This window comes from Pajaroellobacter abortibovis (assembly GCF_001931505.1).
Taxonomy (GTDB): domain Bacteria; phylum Myxococcota_A; class Polyangia; order Polyangiales; family Polyangiaceae; genus Pajaroellobacter; species Pajaroellobacter abortibovis.
The window spans coordinates 1,123,391-1,143,770 of sequence record NZ_CP016908.1; the positions used below are offsets into that span (position 1 = coordinate 1,123,391).

The window sequence follows — 20,380 nt, forward strand, 5'->3', positions numbered from 1 at the left end:
TAATGTATACTTTTATATATAATTTTAGCCTTCAAAAATCGATTCCTAAACCCTACAGGGAACTTATTTAAATCAACAATTGCTATATAAAAAAGACCTTGTTTTATTTCCTAGCTGCGCGAATTACCCTTAATTCGACCCGCGTAACACCCTTATGAATCATCTTTAATTTCGCAGCCGCAGCTTTTGAAAGATCGATAATTCGGTCACGACCCGCGTACGGTCCACGATCGTTAATCCTAACTGCTACTGTTGCATTCGTGTCGAGTCTTCGAACCTGAAACCATGTACCAAACGGTGCAGAACGGTGAGCTGCCGTAAGAGCTCTCGGATCAAAAACCTCGCCATTAGCTGTTTTACAACCAGCAAAACCAGGCCCATACCAACTAGCGAGCCCCACCTCCATATATCCCTGTGAATAATTAGCACCCCAGCGAGCAGTTCGGTGAGACACACAACCTTGCATACAAATCACCGCAACCGCGATCCATTGCCATCTTAAACCATTGATAAAATGAGCAGGAGTGTTCTTTTCACGAAAAGGATTAAACATTCAGAATGAATCCAGTCAAATAAAAATATTTTTTCATTCTTACTTTTTATCTCTGTTATATATTCCTAAGATAGTGCAAACCAAGATTCCAACTCCACTTATCTATCGCCTTCTAATAAGGTATATGAGCTATGGATTGATCTTCGTCTTATTCAGATGCTCTTTTCCCTCCCTTCCCAACTCCCATTTCTCTTCTCTGTTAAAGGAAAATTCAAGAGAGAAATCACCCATTGAAGTACAGACTTTCAGCAAAATCCCTCCTCTCGTTACGATTGAGCGAGAAGGGGATCCTCAAGCTGCAATTGGATTAGCGGTCGTCACCCTTGGAATCGACTCTCAACGAGATACTGAGGTCGCCATCGCTCTTTCCTCTCTGCTGGAAACCCGCCTCCAAAGAAACGGTATGACCAATATCACTGTCATTCCGATGGTAGATGGGTATCGAATCCATCGATTCATTCAGAACGCAGAAGAAGGGGAAAAAATCATCTCTTTACTCCATCAAGCCCTTTTATCTCCGATAGCCCAAGGCAGTGAACAACTGACAGCCCTTCATCAACAGATGGAGTGGCTTCAAAAACAGCCTAGCCTTCTTCCTTCCCTATCAGCCATGGCTCGATGTGAAGGGAAACCGTACCTTCTCCATCCTAATCAAGACGCTTCAAGCAGAAATAGCTCCTCTTTTTTAAAGCCCAATCCTTCCACGATAGAAAGCTGGAGAACACATGCTCATACAGTGGGACGGATTGCATTTGGCATTACGGGAACAGCTTCTACCATTCAACGCGTCTCAAAAGCCTTGATATCCACAGGAGCTTGGCCAGAAGCCCAACAACTTTCTATTTTTACACAATCCCCTCCCCCCATGCCTACTCAACCGGTTTTATCTTATAGTATCGATCCATCTGTACAAAATCAGGCACGTGTTACTCTCGCCTCATGGATCTATTCGGGGTCCAAAGCTGTTGCTATTGCAAATCACATTGTGCATCAGCAAAACTCTTTTATAGCCCGTTTAAACGCGAACTGCCCTCTGTTCTCGATTCAGCAGGTAACAGCCACTGCTCATCCAGAAGGAGGATGCCTCGTCGTTACGATGAACTCTCCATTGTTCCCACCTTCTACAAAAGAAGAAGAGGTCCCCTTCAATTCAGCCTTAAATACATTAAGCGCATGGACAGCTATTGCTGAACAAGAACTGCAGATTACACTGAACACAGAATTCACGGACCTCTTTTCCATCCCCAATATTGTGCTCACCACATCCGATCCGAGAGAGGCTTCCAGTCTCGGAGCATGGTGGGCTCTCGCCAGTCAGACGAATCAGCGCTATCCCACTGCTTCCCCTTCGATAGGAATTTCCTTAGAGATTCCATCCACAGCCGAAATCAAATCCTCTCAAAATCCTTCAGAAAAAAATCAGAATTTTCTAAAAAATTGGGCACGAAACACCATTGCTCTCGCGACCCCTCAGATTGCATTCAAAACCAAAGTAGAGCAAGGACAGGGAGAAATTTGGATACTCCTCGCCTCTCCCTGCGGGACACTCCACGAGAGCGATGAAACGGCAGGACTGACTGCTATGGCGACTCAGTTTGTAGCGGAATATGCAAGTACACGTTTCCGGTCTAAAGAGGTGACGATCGAAGAATGGATCTCAACTGAAGGGGTCGGATGGATAGCGCACACCCCTCGACAACCTCTCGAATCCTCTCACCAGCACGCTCAAAGAATAGCTGATGCTTTAGGGCAAAGCTTGTTTGCAATCCCTCTCGATAGCCTTACCATGGCTCAAACAAGAATAGCAATCCTGGCCAGAAGAGACAAGGATTTTAAAAAAGAGATAGGAATTCCATTGGCAAAGAGTCTCGCTCCAGGACGGCTTGCGTGGTTATTCCCTTTCGGCTCCCCCTCCGTACAGGAAAGGATATCAGATGCAGCTTTGCGCGCCAGCATCTCTTCACTTCAGCAAGGCCCTCTACGGGCTTCTATCCTCGTCAATCAAGAAGATGGACAAGCCCAGGAGATAGCCCGTTTGCTCGATCGATGGGCCAATCATGATCTCGATACACAGCGACACTGCCACGCCACTCCACCTGCCGTTGCTCCACGACCTGGCAGCTATGCGATCAGACTCCCGTCCGGCTCAAGTGCGGAAGCATGGATCGCCTTCCCCCTCTCCCCCAACCATCCCGGACAACAAGAAATCGCTCAGTTGATCGCCATTCTCCTCAATCAAGAGGAGGGGATATTCTCACAAACCTTGAGAAAGAGCAGAATTATTCATCAATGGGGGGCTCGGGTGATCGGCTCCTCCCTTTCCTCAGCCCTTGCAATCAGAATGGAGACATCCCCTGGCCAGCTAGAGAGTGCTGTCGATCAAGCCCGAGCGATTTTGCAACGTCTCCGTCAAGGGGACATCACTCAGGAAGAACTGAGCCAGGCCATTCATCGCTACCAAGAATCCAACTTAGAAAAATTAGTTCATCCCTCCGAGCGCCTTATTGCACTATGGCGCAATGACCCTCCTTTTTCTCTGTATACTCACTCCATGCAGACCTTTCTTAAAGCCATCACTCCCTTTTTAAGTGAAGCTAATATGATCGTTCTCCTAGCCCGCCCAACACCTCCCTCTCTATGAAGATCGATTGCCCTACTCTTCACACTGTTCCATGGTTTTCGGTAGGAGAGGATCGGCTCCGCTTGTTACGGAATGGTGAACAGGCATTCCCAGCAATGCTCGAAAGCATCGAAAATGCACAAAAAGAGATCCTGATGGAATTTTATTGGATAGGGGCCGATCCCATCGGAGCGATGTTTCGAGATGCTCTGACCAGACGTGCAAAAGTAGGTGTGTGTGTCCGCGTAATCTATGATGCCATCGGCAGTTTAACAACCCCTTACCTCTGGTGGCAGCCCCTCCTCCAAACAGGAGGAGAAGTGAGCGTATATCATGCCTTATGGCCATTTGACCCTACCTTTAAACTATCTCTCCTCGAACGGCGTGATCATCGAAAACTCCTTCTCGTCGATGGACAAGACGGATTCATAGGAGGGATCAATCTTGCCTTATCCTGGCTTCCTATTCACCTCGGGGGAAAAGGATGGCGAGATGATTTGGTACACATTCAAGGAGCAACAAGCCAACAGATCCGAGCCCATTTTTACCTTACCTGGCAATCACTCACAAGGAGTCTACCCCCTGTCGATGTACACCGAATTAGCCGGAAAAATGACAGTCCTGTCTATATTTTAACAGACTACCTCCACCATCGACAGAAAATCCATCGGGAATATCTAGCGCGCATGAGCGCCGCAAAAAGGAGTATCGATATTGCCAATCCCTATTTTGTCCCCAACCGTCTTATCCGAATGGGCCTTTTTCGAGCGGTGGCCAGAAAGGTACGCGTCCGCGTGTTACTTCCTGCTAATGGAGACGTTTCTTTCGTTCAATTTGCCACGGAAGCCTTAATTGATTCCCTTTTAAAACACGGAATCGAACTGTACACACTGGCGAAACCAATGATCCATACTAAAATTGTCATTATCGACAATGAATTCACCATGCTCGGTAGTTACAATTTGGATGAGCGTTCCCGGCATAAAAACCTAGAAATGAATTTAGCCATTCAGGATACAGCGTTTGCCGACTATGCAACCCAAGGATTTGAACAAGATATCTGTTCAGCGACCAAATTGGATCTCTACACATGGCGACAACGCCCCTTTTTAAACCGCACCATCGAATGGGTAGCGTGGGGGCTAAGAAAGCTATGGTAATTCATTGAAGAGAAAGAAAACCAAAGGAGATACGAAGGTGTACCTGAGTGCAAAAACAAATATCAACGTGTCCATGTCGATTGCACTCTTGAGCGTCGCTTTATTAATGACAACTCACTGTGGTTCAGAACGATCATCCCCAAATGGAGATACAAAGAAACCTCATCATCAAATCCAATCCTGCAAATCCAGAGGAAATCATTTCTTCTTCTCCACCATAAATTCAAGTAAATTATACGCCAGACAATTCGAAAACGGATCAGCCTAGTGCCTCAACTCCCTCTTATGGCTCTTGCCCTCCGGGAACAACCTCCAGCAACAATAGTTGTATTCATATCTTGCTCATAAACCATGCTACAGTAAATGGCGCTCCTCACCCTCCCCCACAAACTCCAGCCAGTGCACCAATCGTCCCTTCTGCTCTTTCCTTTCGAAGGAACACAGACCAAGATGAACTTTTTGGTTATGGCATCGTCGCTTGTAATATTAGTGTGCAAAGAACAAACAAAAGATCCTAAAATATAAAACCATGATGTTTGTTCCTATTTTATGGACTAGTCCTTACGAATTGCTAGATGGGGTCTAGAACGATTTTAAAGGGAACCATCCTTATCCTATTGTCCTCCCCAATGGGAGCTACGTTGCTACAGTCGGTGAATTCCCACATGGAAACCTAAGCTTCAGTTTGGTCAATTCACACGACGGAGCGTCAAGAGACACTTGCTGCGGAATGACGCATGGACAGGCTTTAGCAATTCAAAATCAAAGAACTGAATGGATGGTCAAGTACAGTTGGGATGGGAATTTATGGAAATGCTTCCAGCCAGGGCCCTGAGCTACTAAACATCAACACTGTGAAATGCGATAAATTTAAGAGATTGCTCTGCATCTCGTGGGGTCAATGGCCAGCGGGTGTTTCACTACCTCAAAGCATCGTAAGCCAGGCAAGACACATTAAAAGCATTTTCGAGACAGTCAAGGAAGACGGGATTAAGGCAGTACCAGCTTACTAGGTACTGCGGCTTCTTCCTGTGGTTTGAGACGCCCCCCTACATCAACTAGAGGCCTTGCAAGCCCCTCTCTGACCGTCCATCCATAGGTTCCATATTTTCCTGGAAACTTCCTCTCCACCATTCCTCCCCCCTTTTCCACTTCTTGGGAGCGAGGAGTATGAACGGTGGGACCTTGGGTAATTTGGAGGTACTCGTCCGCAATGTATTCGGGGCGTTTATTTTCTTCCGTAATGCAAGGCAGGTTTGGATTTCCAGTGCCGACACGCCAAATTTGAGCTGTTGGAGGATAGACATCATTGAAGCGCTCACGCACGGCTGATGCACCTTCTTGCATGACGCGGAATCGCGTAATGCGGAAGCCAGGGATGCCTCGTTGCACCAAAAGACGTTCTCCCACAGGAAGTTGTGGATCTGGCTGGTCCCGTTCAGGGAAGGGAAGGACCTCATTGATCCGGCGTACAAAGGTAGTCGTTTGACGACGGGCAGGACCTAATATTTCAGCCCGAACAATCCCCTTGACAACAGTCTCATACAATACCACCGGAAAAGGATAAGGATTGCGGAATCTTAAAGTAATGGTGGGATACGCCACCGCGGCATCCAATCCCATCTTGATATAAAAAATAGGGCGGGTGTGAGGACGTCGTTCGACAATATCGAGGCCTGCAAAAAAAGCTGCAGCATGCAAGGTGCTGGCGATCTGACAAGTGCCTCCTCCTACTCCATCAACCATCTCCCCTCTCGCAATGACCGGAGCGACTTTATACCCGTTGACCTCCGTACGGGGTCCAACCACTTCATTAAAATCAAATGTCTCCCCTGGTAGCAACACATAACCGTGAATTTTAGATGCAGCTAACCGAAGGTTGAACGTGCGTTCTTCATGCTTGAGATCTCTCACATAGCGGGTTTCGAGGTACCCTAATACGTCATCAATCAAAATACCGTGGAGCAAGGAGCTTGTCCTCGTCGCCTGCACCACCTCAACAACTACCTGCGCTTGATTGAGGCCACTAGAAAAAGCCTCTTCCAGGCATCCAAGTGTAGCGTAAAGATCCATACGGCGGCCCGGTTCATCAGGAAGCACCTGCCTGCGCTCCAAGTCAAGGCGAGCATCCCGAGGGATCCGATCTATCCTATTTTTGAGGTGTAGCAAGAATGCCATCGCCCGATCGTGTTCAATCGCTATAGGAAGCGGCAAAATGATCGGTTTGCCAGCTTTTTTCTGCTGATGAATACGAATCAGAGCACTAGAAGGATCTAATACAGAAGCGACTAATTTCTTCAATCGCGGCATATCGAGTACCGCACCCATCTCTTCAGGTGTGTAGAAAGAAGGGGATGCATCTGCAATCTGAAGGCTGAAAGGGGTTGTTAAATACTGCCTCACAAACGTCTGCGCCTTGTCTTCAAAATCCTCCCCGGGCGCTAAAGGCAGAACTTCCTTTCCCGTTAAGAGAACTGACACATCAGGAAAAGCGCTCTCTTTCTCATTCGGTACGAAAGGAGGAACCAACAGGTAACCAATCCCTCCCCCAATCATGACAAAAGGGAGGAGCCACAGAAAGAAAGCTATCCAGCCTTCCTGTTTCCACGCAGCAACTCTAGAAAAACTCATCTCGGCATCCGAAAAATGATTTTTTAGCCAAGCTGTTGCTGGCGATAAGGATTCTGAGTCCTTTCATAATTTCCAAAGGTTACCACGAAAACTCTCACAGGCCCTATCAGAAAGAAATCGTCGTTTTCGCTTACATCTCCTTTCCTTTTCTTCAATGTATCCACTATAAGGCTAACATCTCCCTTCTTTCATTGAATAAGCAAATGAAAACGCTGCAGTTGATCAACTAAATCCCCTCCACCTCGACATCTTTATTCTACTTAATTCTGGATTATGGATTATGAGGAAAACATGAGCCTTTCTATCGGCCTGGTCGGTTTGCCTAACGTAGGGAAATCAACCCTCTTCAACGCAATCAGCAAAAATAAAGCAGAGGCTTCCAACTACCCTTTCTGTACAATCGAACCAAATACAGGGATCATTCCTATCTCCGATCAACGCCTTGAAGCGCTTAACAGTGTTATCCACACTGAAAAAATTGTCCCGGCAACGCTTCAAATCGTCGACATCGCCGGCCTCGTACGAGGAGCCCATAAAGGTGAAGGGCTAGGGAATCAATTTCTGAGTCATATCCGGGAAGTAGATGCCGTCGTGCAAGTTGCTCGATGTTTTGAAGATAACCACATCATCCATGTGGAAAGCCAAGTCGATCCGATCCGAGACATCACGATGATCACGTTTGAGCTCTGTCTTAAAGATTTAGAGACCGTTCACAAACGGATCGAGCGTGCAAAAAAGCTAGTCAAAGGGAACCAACCGCTTGAGAAGCTAGCCCTCACCATTTGTGAACCTCTTTTGACTCATCTGAACGAGGGAAAAAATGCAAGCACTTTTCCCCTACCCGATCATGAAAACGCGCACTCCATTTTTCAAGCGATGCATCTGTTGACTGCAAAGCCTACTTTCTTTGTGGCCAATGTGGACGAATCTTCTATCAATCACCCTGAATCCAATCCTCATTACATGGCTCTCAAAGCATACGGGGAGCAACAAAAAACCGATGTTATTCCGATATGTGCTAGGGTAGAAGCACAGATTGCTGAACTCGAACCAATCGACCGCCCTGCCTTCTGGGAAAGCATCGGCCTTAAAGAACCAGGACTGCACGCCGTTGCCCGAGCTAGCTATCATACTCTAAACTTGCTCACTTTCTTCACAGCAGGAAAACAAGAAATTCATGCCTGGACCGTTCCTAAAGGAGCGCGCGCACCCCAAGCAGCAGGGGTCATTCATACCGATTTCGAGCGAGGTTTCATTAAAGCAGAAGTTATCAAATGGGAAGACTTCGTGCGGCATGGAGGTGAAGGAGGATGCCGAGAAGCCGGCAAACTTCATATACAGGGGAAAGGTTATGTGGTCGAAGATGGAGATGTGATCCATTTTCGCTTCAACCTATAGAATTTCTCTCAAAAGCCTACCTTGACAAGATTCTCATCTCCCGCTACGCCTATTTTTGTCTTAGATTTTATTTTATTGCACCATCGTTCAATCTTTCTTCAACCATTCTTCATGCAATGGAGGAAGAGGCAGGCAGGCAGCTATCCTCCTTCCATTCATTGCACTGGATTGTCGGTGTACTTTTGTATTCTCCTATTCTACTCTTCCCTGGTGTCTGATGTCGTTTCATCTCTCTGCAGAACGCGAACGCGAGCTTGAGCAAATCATCCAGCGCTATCCAACCAAAATGGCTGCATGTATCCCTGCCCTTCACTTATGCCAAGAACAAGAAGGATGGATCTACGATGAGGTGATTCAATTCGTTGCAGAGCGTCTGGAGTTAAGTCCAGCCCACGTCAAGGGAGTGGTTACTTTCTACTCTCTGTTTAACCAGAAGCCAGTAGGGAAACACCAAATTTGGGTATGCCGTACCCTCCCTTGTGCCCTTCGAGGCGGGTATGATATTTTACACCATTGTGAAAAGCGATTAGGAATTCACGCTGGCGAAACAACACCAGATAGTAAAATCACCCTACGAACAGCAGAGTGTCTCGCCAGCTGCAGTACTGCTCCCATGATGCAAGTGGATAAAGAATATCACGAAAATTTGACGACTGAACGAGTTGATGAAATTCTCGATAAACTTTATGAGTCAAGTGAGTCTCACGTTCACCATCCAACACTTTTTTCTTCATGATTCGAAAAACTGACTATCTCACCCGAAATTATGGAAAGCCTAATGGCTGGACGCTCGATGCTTATATGCAAGCAGGAGGCTATGAAGCAATCAAAAAAGCTTTTGCTATGACTCACCAAGAGGTCATCGAGGAAGCGAAAAAGGCAAACATCCGAGGGCGAGGAGGGGCAGGATTCCCTGTAGGAATCAAGTGGAGCTTCATGAAGCCCCACCCCACTAAGCCTTCTTATCTCGTCATCAATGCAGATGAAGGGGAACCGGGTACGCACAAAGATCGAACCATCATGGAGCAAAATCCCCACGCGATCCTCGAAGGATGTATGATCGGATGCTATGCAATCGGTGCTCACACCACCTATATTTATGTGCGTGATGAGCTGCATTTAAGCAAGGCCCGTTTGAACCAAGCGATTCAAGAGGCTTACGCCCGCGGATATCTAGGATCCAACCCTTCTTTTGCGCCAAACTATCCAATTCACATCCATGTCCACACGGGAGCAGGTGCTTATATCTGCGGAGAAGAAACCTCCCTTCTTAACTCACTCGAGGGGAGACGAGGCGAACCTCGATTAAAGCCACCTTTTCCAGCTCAAACGGGAGCATTTGGATGCCCCACTACAGTCAACAATGTGGAGACCATCGCTACGATACCTACTGCCATTCTGTTAGGGGGAGATGCTTTCTCTCAGCTCTCTGCTCTCCACTCGTTTAAAGACGGAGGGGTTCGCCTATTCGGAGTTAACGGTCACGTTAAAAACCCAACTGTAGTTGAACTGTGCATTGGTGTGACGATTCGAGAGCTGATTGAAGAGATCGGCGGGGGGGTACTCCAAGATCGATCTATTTTAGGAGTCATTCCAGGAGGATCGTCGACCCCCATCCTCCTTCCTTCCGAAACGATCTACGCCCCGGATGAAAAAGATCCGATGCATCCTTGGCACGGCAAGAGCGTGTTGGATGTACCCATGGGGGTAGATACCATGCGTGCTGCAAAAACCATGTTAGGGACCTGCTGCATCACCGTACTCGCAGAAGGGACCTGCCCTGTGCTCGCAATGCAAAATCTGATGCAGTTCTACCACCATGAGTCGTGCGGTCAGTGCACTCCGTGCCGAGAGGGATCAGCGTGGTTAGATCGAACTCTTATCAAAATATTGAACGGGAAAGGTACCCTCGACGATCTGAATCAACTCAGCGATATCGCAAGTCAGATCATGGGGAACACTATCTGCGCCTTCGGCGAAGGGACAGCGATGCCTGCTCTGGCGTTCCTGCAAAAATTCCGCCCCTATTTCGAAGACTATATCCGTAGTACAAGAACGAAAAAAGATGCGAAATTAACCGTTTCCTAATTCCAATTTCACTAGAAACAGGTTCTATTCAAAACAATGAGTGAAGCGACATCAATCTATTTTTATGGATGCAGCGGGATAGCTCTTGCAGGGGCTCTGATCACGAGTGCAAGTTCCAACCCTATACGGAGTGCCATGGGCCTCATGATGGTTATCGTTGCTATCGCTGCCCTCTTCCTCCCACTCCATGCTGAATTCTTAGCTGCAATCCAATTGATGGTTTACGCGGGGGCAGTCGTTGTTCTCTTTCTTTTCATTATCATGCTGCTAGGAGAAGGAGCCATCAGTGAAGATAAACGCAACATCTCTTGGATCCGTAGGCTCAGCCCTCTTGTCTTTTTAATTCCATGGATTGCAGCGATAGGGATGTTTACCAAACACCCAGATGTCCTCCCCTCATTTGAACTCCTTACTGATCATTTCGGAACAATCGAAGGGATCTCCCATACCCTCTTCGAGCAAGAACTTATCCCTTTTGAATATTCGAGCGCACTCCTCATTGTAGCCGCCTTAGGAGCTTTTACGGTAGCCAGAGGCAAAACCATTCTCCCGCTTTCTCAGCCTTCCCCCTCTCATTACGAATCACAGGGATCATGAATACCCATCACTATATCCTCTTAAGTATGCTCTTATTTACGGTAGGAAGCACTGGCTTTCTGATTCGGCGCAATGTGCTCATCGTTCTGATGAGCATTGAATTGATGCTCAATGCGAGCAGTGTAGCGTTTGTTGCATTCAACTGCGCTTATCCTCACAACCAAACAGGTCAAGTTTTCTCTTTTTTCGTGATCGCCATCGCTGCAGCAGAAGCCTCTGTCGGTCTCGCTCTTCTTCTCTCTTTTTATCGTCTCAACCGAAGTACAGATACAAACGAGGCCAACTTATTAAAAAATTAATACTCCCGCTGGTAAAATGCAATGGAAGTCCACGAAGCCACATCTTTATCCATTTTTTTCGGAGCTGATCCAAAACAATTCGAACTGATTGGCGTAATTCTAGGGATGCCTTTGTTAGGAGCTTTTATCAATGGCATCTGGGGTAAACATCTAGGAAAATCCGCAGTTCGCTTGATGGCTCTATCCGCTATCGGCATGAGCTTTATCTGCTCTGTTTTCACATTCTGCATCCTCAAGTCCGGCATCGCCCATTCTGCTCAAGATAGTCGCGAGCCCTTAAAATTAGCATGGACAGCATGGGAATGGATGCACACGGACGGGACCAAGCGCCTTACTCAGCTCTCCATCCCAATTCGGTTCTCCATCGATCCCCTCAACAGCATCATGATGCTGATCGTGACAGGGATCGGATTTCTCATCCATCTTTATTCCACAGCTTATATGGAAAAAGATGAGAGCTATTGGCGGTTTTTCGCTTATCTAAATCTATTCGTTTTCTCGATGTTGGTTCTCATTTTAGCCGATAACCTTCCCGTTTTATTCATCGGATGGGAGGGGGTAGGGTTGTGTTCCTACCTGCTGATTGGCTTTTGGTACAATTATCTCCCCAATGTAGCGGCAGGGAAAAAGGCATTTATTACGAATCGGATAGGAGATTTTGGCCTCATTTGCGCGATGTTTTTACTGGCCCACTATACAGGAGCTTTGGATTGGGTTGGCATTTCAAAACGAGCTTTCTCTTTGATCTCCACTGCCCCTTCTCATCAGATCCATTTGTGGCCTCTAGGAGGGATTCATTATACAGGATTCTGGAAATTCCTTCAACCTGATTCCCCTTTCACCATCTCTGCAGCAACCGCTATAAGCCTCTGTTTATTTCTCGGATGTACAGGAAAGAGTGCTCAGATCCCTCTCTACGTATGGCTTCCTGATGCTATGGCGGGCCCTACACCGGTGTCTGCTCTCATTCACGCAGCAACCATGGTCACTGCAGGGATCTATTTGATCTGCCGCCTCTCCTTTGTATTTATCCTATCCCCCTTCACCATGATGCTGATTGCATGCGTGGGAGCAGCAACAGCGTTTTTCGCAGCGACGATCGCTCTGGTACAGTTCGATATCAAGAAAGTATTAGCCTATTCCACAGTCAGCCAGTTGGGCTTTATGTTTTTAGGAGTAGGAGTGGGAGCCTTCACAGCAGGATTCTTTCACGTTTTTACGCACGCCTTTTTTAAGGCCTGCCTCTTCTTGGGATCGGGAAGCGTGATTCATGCAATGCACGCCTACTACCACAATGATGCTCAAGCCCAGGATATGCGTCTCATGGGTGGATTAAGGCGTCACATGCCCGCCACATTTTGGTCTTTTACAGCAGCTACAGCAGCGATCATAGGATTCCCATTCACAGCAGGATTCTTTTCCAAAGATGAAATCCTTTACAAAGCCTTTACGAATCACACCATCCATCCTTTCAAAAACTATCTAGAAGAGCGCGGTGTCTCTGTTTTTGAGCCCCCTTCATGGCTTGGTCCTACCCTCTACACAATAGGGGCTTTAGCGGCCACAATGACAGCGTTTTATATGGTTCGCGCTCTTCTGATGACGTTCTTTGGAGAGTTCCGAGGGTGGCAGATCGATGGTGCAGATTCCACTCCTATCTCCTCTAGGACGGAGTCTGTCTCAACCTTGCTACATGCTTCCGCATCCTCTCATCATGATGAAACCCATGAGGGATATCCAACGCATGCCCCTGCGCCTCATGAATCTCCCTGGACAATGACCTTGCCACTTCTACTGCTCGGAGCTGCATCGCTCTTTGCAGGTACGCTTTCGATGGGTCCATTCCACATCCAGCCTCTTGAGCACTGGTTAGAACCTTTGTTCGAAAATGCTGTCAAAAGGGCTGTCTATGTGAGCGAAGAGGCAGAACATTTAGAATGGCCGCTCGCTGCTGGAGGGATTGGTGCGTTCGCAATAGGAACAAGTCTCGCCTATTGGATGTATATCCTTAAGAAAGGAGAACCCGGAAAGCGACTCTTTTCTCTCTTCCCAGGTCTTTATCAATTGATTCTCCACAAATGGAAAATTGACGAACTCTATCAGTGTACAGCGATCGCTTTCGTCAAGAGGATGGCCAGCATCACTGCAATTTTCGATCAATGGATCGTAGATGCTCTTCTTGCGCGCTTTTCTAGCTTTATTGTATCCAGCCTAGGTGCACTTCTGCGCACTTTACAGACAGGAACCATTCATGTCTATGCATTCGCCATGGTCTTAGGATTTTTTTCCCTCTCTTGGTTCTTTGTACAACCGCATGTCGACGCAACGATCACACATGAACCCAATGGAGATTGCACCGTGCAAGCTAAATCGGGACTCGGCTACACTTATCGCTGGTATTCACATAGAAACGATCGCCCTGACACAGAGCAATATGGCACTGAATCTTCCCTAACCATCCACCTGCCCGAAAATATCGAGCAATCTGTCCGCCTTGAGATCAGAAACGCATTTGGACAGCAAGCATCCAAAGACTTTCTACTCTCCAGGAAAGAGACTAATTAATAACAAGAAAGGGAGACGAACTCATGGATATCAACCCTATCAATCAATTCTCTTCCCAATCTTGTTCTAGAACAATCAAGATCCACTCGTATCTGCTTCTATGCCTTGTATCGATAGGAGCAGGAGGACTCACCTGGGCTTGTGGGCAAACAGGATGGATCGGCTTTGCCGCACTGCTCGGTGTCCTCGCAAGTCACTCGTACCCGCTCAAGAATCGAATCATAAACGGCGCTATATCAGCGCTCTCCGCCCTATTCATTAAACAACTCTGGAATCATTCTATCGCTCTCCCAGAAGGGCTTCCTATTCAGACCTACCCCCTCCTCTCATGGCTCATAGGGATCCCGATCGGATGTGCCTTCCTCCTTCTTTTCCTTCCTAGACAAGCTCTCCGAACGCTTCAGACGTTAACCTGTTTTGTCACGTTGTTCGTCTTTACAATCAGCCTTCTGCTCCTCAAAGTGCCCATGGGAAAAGAATTTCACTGGGTTCAGAAAATCCATTGGATAGAGTCGTTCGGCATTTCTTACCACGTAGGGCTCGATGGCATCTCCCTCTGGCTCGTTCTCCTCACAACTTTCCTATTCCCCATCGCAGCCTATTCTTCTTTCGGCTCTATCCACACACGCCAGAAAGAGTGGTGCTTCTCCCTCCTCCTCCTCGAAGGGGCACTCGTAGGAGCTTTTGTAGCGCTCGATCTCTTTCTCTTTTATGTCTTTTGGGAACTCGTTCTCATTCCGATGATTTTCATGATCGGCATATGGGGGAGCACCAAGCGGATCTACGCCTCGATCAAGTTTTTCATTTACACGATGTTCGGCTCCGTATTGATGTTGGGAGCAATCATCTATCTCGCTTACAGCTATAGCATAGCTACTCAAGGTTCTCTCTCTTTTGACTATTTTGAGCTTCAACGCGTTTTGATCCCCTACTCTATCGAACGATGGCTCTATACAGCTTTTACGCTCTCATTTCTGATCAAAGTCCCGATGTGGCCTGTGCACACGTGGCTTCCCGACGCCCATACAGAGGCTCCTACAGTGGGTTCCATTTTACTCGCGGCCATCCTCCTCAAACTAGGCACGTACGGCTACCTGAGATTTAGCATAGGGCTCTTCCCCGAAGCATCCACTGAACTCGCCCCCTATCTAGCAGGCATCGCTGTGGTTGGAGGCATTTTATACGGCGCTCTGTGCGCCTGGAAGCAAGAAGACGTCAAACGGCTTGTCGCCTATTCCTCCGTAGCCCATCTTGGATACATCATGCTCGGCCTCTTTGCAGCCACTCCCAGCTCTGTAGAAGGGGCTGTGCTTCAAATGATCAACCACGGTATTTCGACAGGTTTTCTCTTTCTCCTGATCGGAATGCTGTACGATCGGCGACATACTCGACAGCTCAGTGAGTTTGGCGGATTGGCAAAGTCTATGCCTGTATATACAACCTTTTTTGTCATCGCCACGATGGCAAGTATCGGCCTACCTGGAATGAATGGATTCGTCGGAGAATTCATGATCATCGTAGGGACATTCGCAAGTCACACGCTGGGGCAGCTAGGAGGGCTTCAAGCTGTAGGAGCAACAGCAGGCGTAATTCTAGCTGCTGTCTATATGCTGAATCCCGTTGAACGTATGTTTTTTGGCTCCGCTTCGCGTGTAGAAAACAAATATCTTCCCGATTTATCAGGCCACGAATTGACCACAGCATTCCCATTTCTCGTGATGATCTTTACCTTAGGCCTTTTCCCACACATCTTCCTGTCTGAAATTCGAGGTGCAGTAACCCGCATTCAGCAGGAAACACAAATACGCCTCACCCGTTATCCAGGGCTAGGTTATTACGAAGGTCCCGTTCAGCTCCTACCTAAAAAGGTAGAGCCATCCGCTCAACCCTCTTACATCCCATGGAAACCATCTAAGTAACTCTCATGGAAGTCCTTCTCTCCCTCTCCCCCTTTCTCTGTCTCGCTGTAGGCACGCTGCTATTGATGCTCGTCGATGCTTTCTCGAAACAGAGTCCAGGGCTCCCTCTAGGTCTTGCCCTCACTTTTCTTGCGAGCGCAGCTTTTTCTGTTTCAATCTGGTTTTATGGGGTTGAACGACTCGAACACGCCTCTTCTTTCCTATCTCCATGGCTGCTCATCGATAGAACTACCCTTTTTCTGATCGCTTTGCTCTGCCTAGGAGGTTGTCTCTCTGCCCTCTTAGCAGGAGGTTATCTAAAGGAACACCTCCTCGAGCGGGGAGAGTTCTACCCCCTTCTCGCTTTTTCGACGTTCGGTGCGCTCATGACGGCCGCAGCAGGAGACATGCTTACGCTCTTTTTAGGGCTTGAAACGATGTCGATCGGCGCATACGCGATGATCGGTTACCGTCGAGGCTCCTTGCGTGCAACCGAAGCCGCTCTCAAATACTTTCTCCTAGGCTCTTTTGCAGCAGCAATCATGCTCTATGGGATCGCGTTTCTATACGGAGCCACAGGTCATACTGACCTCGCCGGATTACGCACAGTAATCACCCAGCATGAACAAAGCCCCCTAGTTGTGATAGGGCTCATGCTCCTCCTTGTAGGGTTACTCTTCAAAGTAAGTGCTGTCCCCTTCCATATGTGGACTCCAGATGCCTATGAAGGGGCCCCTACTCCCTCCACAGCTTTTATGGCAATTGTGGTCAAAGGGGCAGCATTTGCGATGATCCTCCGAACTTTATTGGGAGTCTTTGGAGACGTCAACGCAATGTCTTGGGCAGCAGGATGGCCTCCTGTGCTCGGCGTCATTGCCTTCGCAAGTATGACTTTCGCCAACTTAATTGCAGCTCGACAAGAATCCGTCAAACGGATGCTCGCGTATTCCAGCATTGCCCATGCTGGATATATACTTGTAGGCGTGCTTATCAATTCTCCAGGCTCCACAGTGGGAAGTGCAAGCGTCCTTTTCTACCTAACAGCATACACCGTATCGACTGCAGGAGCTTTTGGAAGCTTAATCGCATGCGGCAGCCGCAATGCAGAAGCAGTCAGCTACCAGGACCTCGCTGGACTTGGACGACGTCATCCGATGCCCGCATTGGCCTTCTCCTTTTTTATTTTATCCCTGGCTGGGATCCCCCCCACAGCAGGATTTCTAGGTAAATGGTTTATCCTTCAAGCCACCATTCAAGGAGAATGCCATCTCTTTGCACTATTCATCCTATTGAATAGCGTCCTCGCGGCTTACTATTACTTACGCGTCATCGTTTACTTGTACATGAAAGAGCCAAATGAGTGGGATCCTGTCGCACGACCGATGCATTCCTCTTATGTGACAGCGGCTCTCGTTATCAGCGCTATCTTAGTTATCGCGCTCGGGATCAGCCCATCTTACCCCCTCGCTCTCGCTTCTGCTGCAGCAGTCATCCCTGCAGGTGGATAAATACAGATGGTTCTCACCCCTCATTTGGGTGCACTTTTCTCTGTTTTTTTCTTTTCTCTCTTTCATTGTCACCGCTCCACGCCTGAAATTTCATCCAATCAACAGAGCCACGAATCCAAAAGCACTCCTGCCCCCATTCAAACCTCTCCAGTTCAAGCATCCGTTGAGCAGGAGATCAACCCTGCCCATCTACCTCCTTACCAAGGATTCACCGGGTGTATTAAGGGGCGCATTACCGTCCAAGGGGTTCTCCCTCCCCCCCCTTCAAGATCTCCTTCAACACAATGCCCCCCCCTTTCAGCCTACTCAAAATCAACTTCTCAAGCGAAACGTCCCCTCGCTGACGCGATTGTCATCGTGACGGGTTACGCAGACTTCTATATTCCCGAAAAACAAAAATCAAAACTGATCACTATAGAATCATGTGAGACAATACCCCGCATTATCACGCTCACCATGGGACAAGATCTCAATATTCTCAACCAAAGCAGTCTAATCTTCGCACCAACCCTCTCTCAAGGACTCAATTCATTCGCCGCAGTAGCCATAAAAGGAGGTGAACCTATCCGCTTATCCCCTTCCCGCCCTGGTCTTATGCACCTCATCGATCGACTAGGCGATTCTTTTCTGAACATCAAGCTCTATATCTTCCGCCATCCCCTTCACACGTCAAGCAACTCAGAGGGAGAATACACATTACAAGGAATTCCTCTTGGAAAACTGAATGTAACTGCACATGCAACTTCATTCATAGGTGAACAAACCCAATTGATACAGATGCAAGAAGGGCCTTGTCAGAGCGTCCATTTTTCATTTCAAGCGCCCGCCCCAACGACCAGACAATCGGGCTCGCACTAATTCCAAGCGAGCTTGAAGAAACGGATCACCCCCACTCAACCGTAATGCTTCCTGATAAAAAGCAACCGCACGATTCCAATCCTCCTCCTGCTCAGCAAGAGAGCCCCTAAAAAAAGAAGCATACACCTCCGGCGAAATGGCCGGCCCATCACTGATCTGGCCCTGAAACAGACGGCGAACCGGCATAGTAGAAACGCAAGCTTGCACACTCGCACCCATTAACAAACCGATCATCTTAACCAGCCAAGCGTTAATTATCTTCCCCATTTACCTGGATGGAAATACCGTTGCGCTCTGTCCGCTCTCGTCCATGAGACCATCCAACTATCATACAACAAAGGAGAGTTGCCCGATAGAAACAATCATCTCCTTTGTTTTTTCTTCTGTTCTAGGCAAAAATTTTCTAAAAGGATCCTTCTTTCTTACCTTTGTGTTAAGTTCAGCTCCTTGCGCCGCAATTGCAGTTCCATTTAAGCCATTCCATTTCAACGCAAGTCATATGGCCTGTCTCGTTCTCTCAACTCCTACGAAACAATACACGATTGAACTAGAATCATTTAATAGTATAGGGCGCCATCCCCTCAATACCATCCAACTCCTCGATAAAGTGATCTCAAAGGAACACTGCGTCCTTGAGCGCCGAAATCACCAATTTATTCTGCGCGATCTAGGAAGTTTAAACGGAACCTTCGTCAACGGCAAGCGGATCACAGAGGAACATCTGCTCCAGCACGGAGATCAGATCACGTTAGGTACAATACAAGCTCGCTACGAAGATCATCCCCCCTCCCATCCTACTCACACCAAAGATCATTCCCCTATTCCTTCCTCTCCTCCTTCTCTCGATCAGAATGAAGGCGACACAGCTTCCGCTTTTAGCCCAACTCACCGCACTTCTCTACTCAGTCAGACACGAGTGGATATGCTGAATTCCACTGGAGGGATTATTGGAGCCCAAATCGCTTCAAGTTGTCAATGTTTCCTCCCGTTCGAACAAATCCAGCATGATCCCACTCAACTTCGACTAGATTACGAGCGCTTAAGAATCAGCTGGGAGCTCACCCGAGATATTAGCCGCGAACGAAACCTCGATCCCCTCCTCGAACGCATTCTTGAAGCTCTATTCAAATTTGTCAAAGCGGAAAGAGGGGTCATTCTTTTACAGGACAAAGAAGGGATCCTACAGCCACGCGCAGCAAAGCGAAGAGATGGTCTTGACACCCCCATCCAAATTAGTTCCACGATCCTAAGCCATGTGATCGAACAGAAGGCAAGCTTGTTCACTCACAACGCACTCTCTGACTTTTCCGCAGGAAATGCGAATTCCATGATCATCAACTGCATTTCAAGCGCCTTGGTTACTCCACTTATCCATGAAAACAAAGTCCTCGGTGCGCTTTGGTTAGATTCCCCCGCGCTCGCTCAATTCGAACCTAAAGACTTAGAGATCATCTCCTCCATGGCAAGTCAAGCAGCGATGTTTATCGAGAACAATATCCTCTCTCAACAGATAGAGCACGAGATCATTACACGCGATCGATTCGCTCGGCTGCTCTCACCGAATGTCGCAGAACAAGTTGTCTCTGGAAAATTAGAAATCAAAAAGGGGGGAGAAGCGATTGATCAATGTACAGTGTTTAACAGCGATATTCGAGGATTCACCCACATGAGCGAGGGAACTCCCGCAAATGTGATATTGGATATCCTCAACGAATATTTTGAACAGATGGTTGAAATTATTTTTAAATATGAAGGGACTTTAGACAAATTTATGGGGGATGGCATTCTCGCTTTTTGGGGTGCCCCTGTCGCACATCCGGATGATGCAGAACGAGCTGTCTTATGCGCCCTCGAACAAATGGAATTCCTTAAACGATTCAATGCCAAACGGACTCTGGCGCACCAGTGTCCTTTGGAGATCGGAATCAGCATCCACACAGGTCCTCTCGTAGCAGGATATATAGGGAGCTCTAAAGCGTTGAGCTATACGATCATAGGAGATACAGTCAATACATGTGCTCGACTTTGCTCTCTTGCAGCAGGGGGAGAAATTATCATCACCGAACAGACGCTCGCCCGCATCGGAGATCAGTTTGAAGTGGAAGCCCTCCCACTGGTTGCCTTAAAAGGGAAAGAACACCTCAGCCAATCGTTTAGAATCAAAGGGAAGAAAGAGAACAACACTTAGTTCATCTTTTTGGATGG

At 47.7% G+C, this 20,380-nt stretch carries 15 protein-coding genes; 12 read left to right on the plus strand and 3 right to left on the minus strand.

Annotation, left to right across the window (positions count from 1 at the left end):
- Positions 1 to 103 precede the first annotated feature (103 nt).
- Entirely contained in the window at positions 104 to 553 is a 450-nt protein-coding gene (locus BCY86_RS05635) for a septal ring lytic transglycosylase RlpA family protein (protein WP_075276861.1), read from the minus strand.
- Positions 554 to 677: 124 nt separating this feature from the next.
- Here BCY86_RS05635 and BCY86_RS05640 point away from each other — a divergent pair, with 124 nt between their 5' ends.
- On the plus strand, positions 678 to 3,194 hold the full coding sequence (locus tag BCY86_RS05640; protein WP_075276862.1) for an insulinase family protein: 2,517 nt from the start codon (positions 678 to 680) through the stop codon (positions 3,192 to 3,194).
- Positions 3,191 to 4,333: a phospholipase D-like domain-containing protein gene (locus BCY86_RS05645; protein WP_075276863.1), complete on the plus strand. Its 1,143-nt coding sequence runs from the start codon at positions 3,191 to 3,193 to the stop codon at positions 4,331 to 4,333. Before BCY86_RS05640 ends, BCY86_RS05645 begins: the two co-directional genes overlap by 4 nt.
- 990 nt (positions 4,334 to 5,323) lie before the next feature.
- Here BCY86_RS05645 and BCY86_RS05655 read toward each other — a convergent pair.
- Positions 5,324 to 6,964 carry a VanW family protein gene (locus tag BCY86_RS05655; protein WP_075276865.1) on the minus strand — a complete coding sequence of 547 codons (1,641 nt, stop codon included), beginning with the start codon at positions 6,962 to 6,964 and terminating at the stop codon, positions 5,324 to 5,326.
- Between the two features lie 291 nt (positions 6,965 to 7,255).
- Here BCY86_RS05655 and ychF point away from each other — a divergent pair, with 291 nt between their 5' ends.
- From ychF to BCY86_RS05700, 9 genes are all read left to right on the plus strand, one after another.
- A complete protein-coding gene (ychF, locus tag BCY86_RS05660) occupies positions 7,256 to 8,362 on the plus strand; it encodes a redox-regulated ATPase YchF (protein WP_075276866.1) in 1,107 nt (368 codons plus the stop codon).
- Between the two features lie 217 nt (positions 8,363 to 8,579).
- Entirely contained in the window at positions 8,580 to 9,098 is a 519-nt protein-coding gene (gene nuoE / locus BCY86_RS05665; protein ID WP_075276867.1) for an NADH-quinone oxidoreductase subunit NuoE, read from the plus strand.
- A complete protein-coding gene (nuoF, locus tag BCY86_RS05670) occupies positions 9,095 to 10,450 on the plus strand; it encodes an NADH-quinone oxidoreductase subunit NuoF (RefSeq protein WP_075276868.1) in 1,356 nt (451 codons plus the stop codon). Before nuoE ends, nuoF begins: the two co-directional genes overlap by 4 nt.
- A 36-nt stretch (positions 10,451 to 10,486) precedes the next feature.
- Positions 10,487 to 11,047 carry an NADH-quinone oxidoreductase subunit J family protein gene (locus BCY86_RS05675; RefSeq protein WP_075276869.1) on the plus strand — a complete coding sequence of 187 codons (561 nt, stop codon included), beginning with the start codon at positions 10,487 to 10,489 and terminating at the stop codon, positions 11,045 to 11,047.
- Entirely contained in the window at positions 11,044 to 11,346 is a 303-nt protein-coding gene (gene nuoK, locus BCY86_RS05680) for an NADH-quinone oxidoreductase subunit NuoK (protein WP_075276870.1), read from the plus strand. The genes BCY86_RS05675 and nuoK overlap by 4 nt, the downstream gene beginning before the upstream one ends.
- A gap of 21 nt (positions 11,347 to 11,367) precedes the next feature.
- Complete coding sequence (gene nuoL / locus BCY86_RS05685) at positions 11,368 to 13,911, plus strand: NADH-quinone oxidoreductase subunit L (protein ID WP_075276871.1); 2,544 nt, start codon at positions 11,368 to 11,370, stop codon at positions 13,909 to 13,911.
- A gap of 23 nt (positions 13,912 to 13,934) precedes the next feature.
- Complete coding sequence (locus BCY86_RS05690) at positions 13,935 to 15,830, plus strand: complex I subunit 4 family protein (RefSeq protein ID WP_083604222.1); 1,896 nt, start codon at positions 13,935 to 13,937, stop codon at positions 15,828 to 15,830.
- Positions 15,831 to 15,835: 5 nt separating this feature from the next.
- Positions 15,836 to 17,317: an NADH-quinone oxidoreductase subunit N gene (locus BCY86_RS05695; RefSeq protein WP_075276872.1), complete on the plus strand. Its 1,482-nt coding sequence runs from the start codon at positions 15,836 to 15,838 to the stop codon at positions 17,315 to 17,317.
- A 6-nt stretch (positions 17,318 to 17,323) separates the two neighbouring features.
- Positions 17,324 to 18,175 (plus strand): hypothetical protein, encoded by an 852-nt coding sequence (locus BCY86_RS05700; RefSeq protein ID WP_075276873.1) that lies wholly within the window; start codon positions 17,324 to 17,326, stop codon positions 18,173 to 18,175.
- Here the strand turns inward: BCY86_RS05700 and BCY86_RS09780 are convergent.
- Entirely contained in the window at positions 18,128 to 18,442 is a 315-nt protein-coding gene (locus BCY86_RS09780; protein ID WP_156865101.1) for a tetratricopeptide repeat protein, read from the minus strand. The two genes, BCY86_RS05700 and BCY86_RS09780, sit on opposite strands and share 48 nt — an antisense overlap.
- Before the next feature lie 232 nt (positions 18,443 to 18,674).
- Between BCY86_RS09780 and BCY86_RS05705 the strand changes: the two genes are divergently transcribed.
- The gene (locus tag BCY86_RS05705) at positions 18,675 to 20,363 is read left to right on the plus strand and encodes an adenylate/guanylate cyclase domain-containing protein (RefSeq protein ID WP_075277609.1); all 1,689 of its coding nucleotides are present in this window, start codon (positions 18,675 to 18,677) and stop codon (positions 20,361 to 20,363) included.
- The last annotated feature ends 17 nt before the right edge of the window (positions 20,364 to 20,380 follow it).

Bases quoted from the DNA above. Each gene is read 5' to 3' on its own strand.
- BCY86_RS05635 (WP_075276861.1), bottom strand. From the start codon at position 553: ATGTTTAATCCTTTTCGTGAAAAGAACACTCCTGCTCATTTTATCAAT.
- BCY86_RS05640 (WP_075276862.1), top strand. From the start codon at position 678: ATGAGCTATGGATTGATCTTCGTCTTATTCAGATGCTCTTTTCCCTCC.
- BCY86_RS05645 (WP_075276863.1), top strand. From the start codon at position 3,191: ATGAAGATCGATTGCCCTACTCTTCACACTGTTCCATGGTTTTCGGTA.
- BCY86_RS05655 (WP_075276865.1), bottom strand. From the start codon at position 6,964: ATGAGTTTTTCTAGAGTTGCTGCGTGGAAACAGGAAGGCTGGATAGCT.
- ychF (WP_075276866.1), top strand. From the start codon at position 7,256: ATGAGCCTTTCTATCGGCCTGGTCGGTTTGCCTAACGTAGGGAAATCA.
- nuoE (WP_075276867.1), top strand. From the start codon at position 8,580: ATGTCGTTTCATCTCTCTGCAGAACGCGAACGCGAGCTTGAGCAAATC.
- nuoF (WP_075276868.1), top strand. From the start codon at position 9,095: ATGATTCGAAAAACTGACTATCTCACCCGAAATTATGGAAAGCCTAAT.
- BCY86_RS05675 (WP_075276869.1), top strand. From the start codon at position 10,487: ATGAGTGAAGCGACATCAATCTATTTTTATGGATGCAGCGGGATAGCT.
- nuoK (WP_075276870.1), top strand. From the start codon at position 11,044: ATGAATACCCATCACTATATCCTCTTAAGTATGCTCTTATTTACGGTA.
- nuoL (WP_075276871.1), top strand. From the start codon at position 11,368: ATGGAAGTCCACGAAGCCACATCTTTATCCATTTTTTTCGGAGCTGAT.
- BCY86_RS05690 (WP_083604222.1), top strand. From the start codon at position 13,935: ATGGATATCAACCCTATCAATCAATTCTCTTCCCAATCTTGTTCTAGA.
- BCY86_RS05695 (WP_075276872.1), top strand. From the start codon at position 15,836: ATGGAAGTCCTTCTCTCCCTCTCCCCCTTTCTCTGTCTCGCTGTAGGC.
- BCY86_RS05700 (WP_075276873.1), top strand. From the start codon at position 17,324: ATGGTTCTCACCCCTCATTTGGGTGCACTTTTCTCTGTTTTTTTCTTT.
- BCY86_RS09780 (WP_156865101.1), bottom strand. From the start codon at position 18,442: ATGGGGAAGATAATTAACGCTTGGCTGGTTAAGATGATCGGTTTGTTA.
- BCY86_RS05705 (WP_075277609.1), top strand. From the start codon at position 18,675: ATGGCCTGTCTCGTTCTCTCAACTCCTACGAAACAATACACGATTGAA.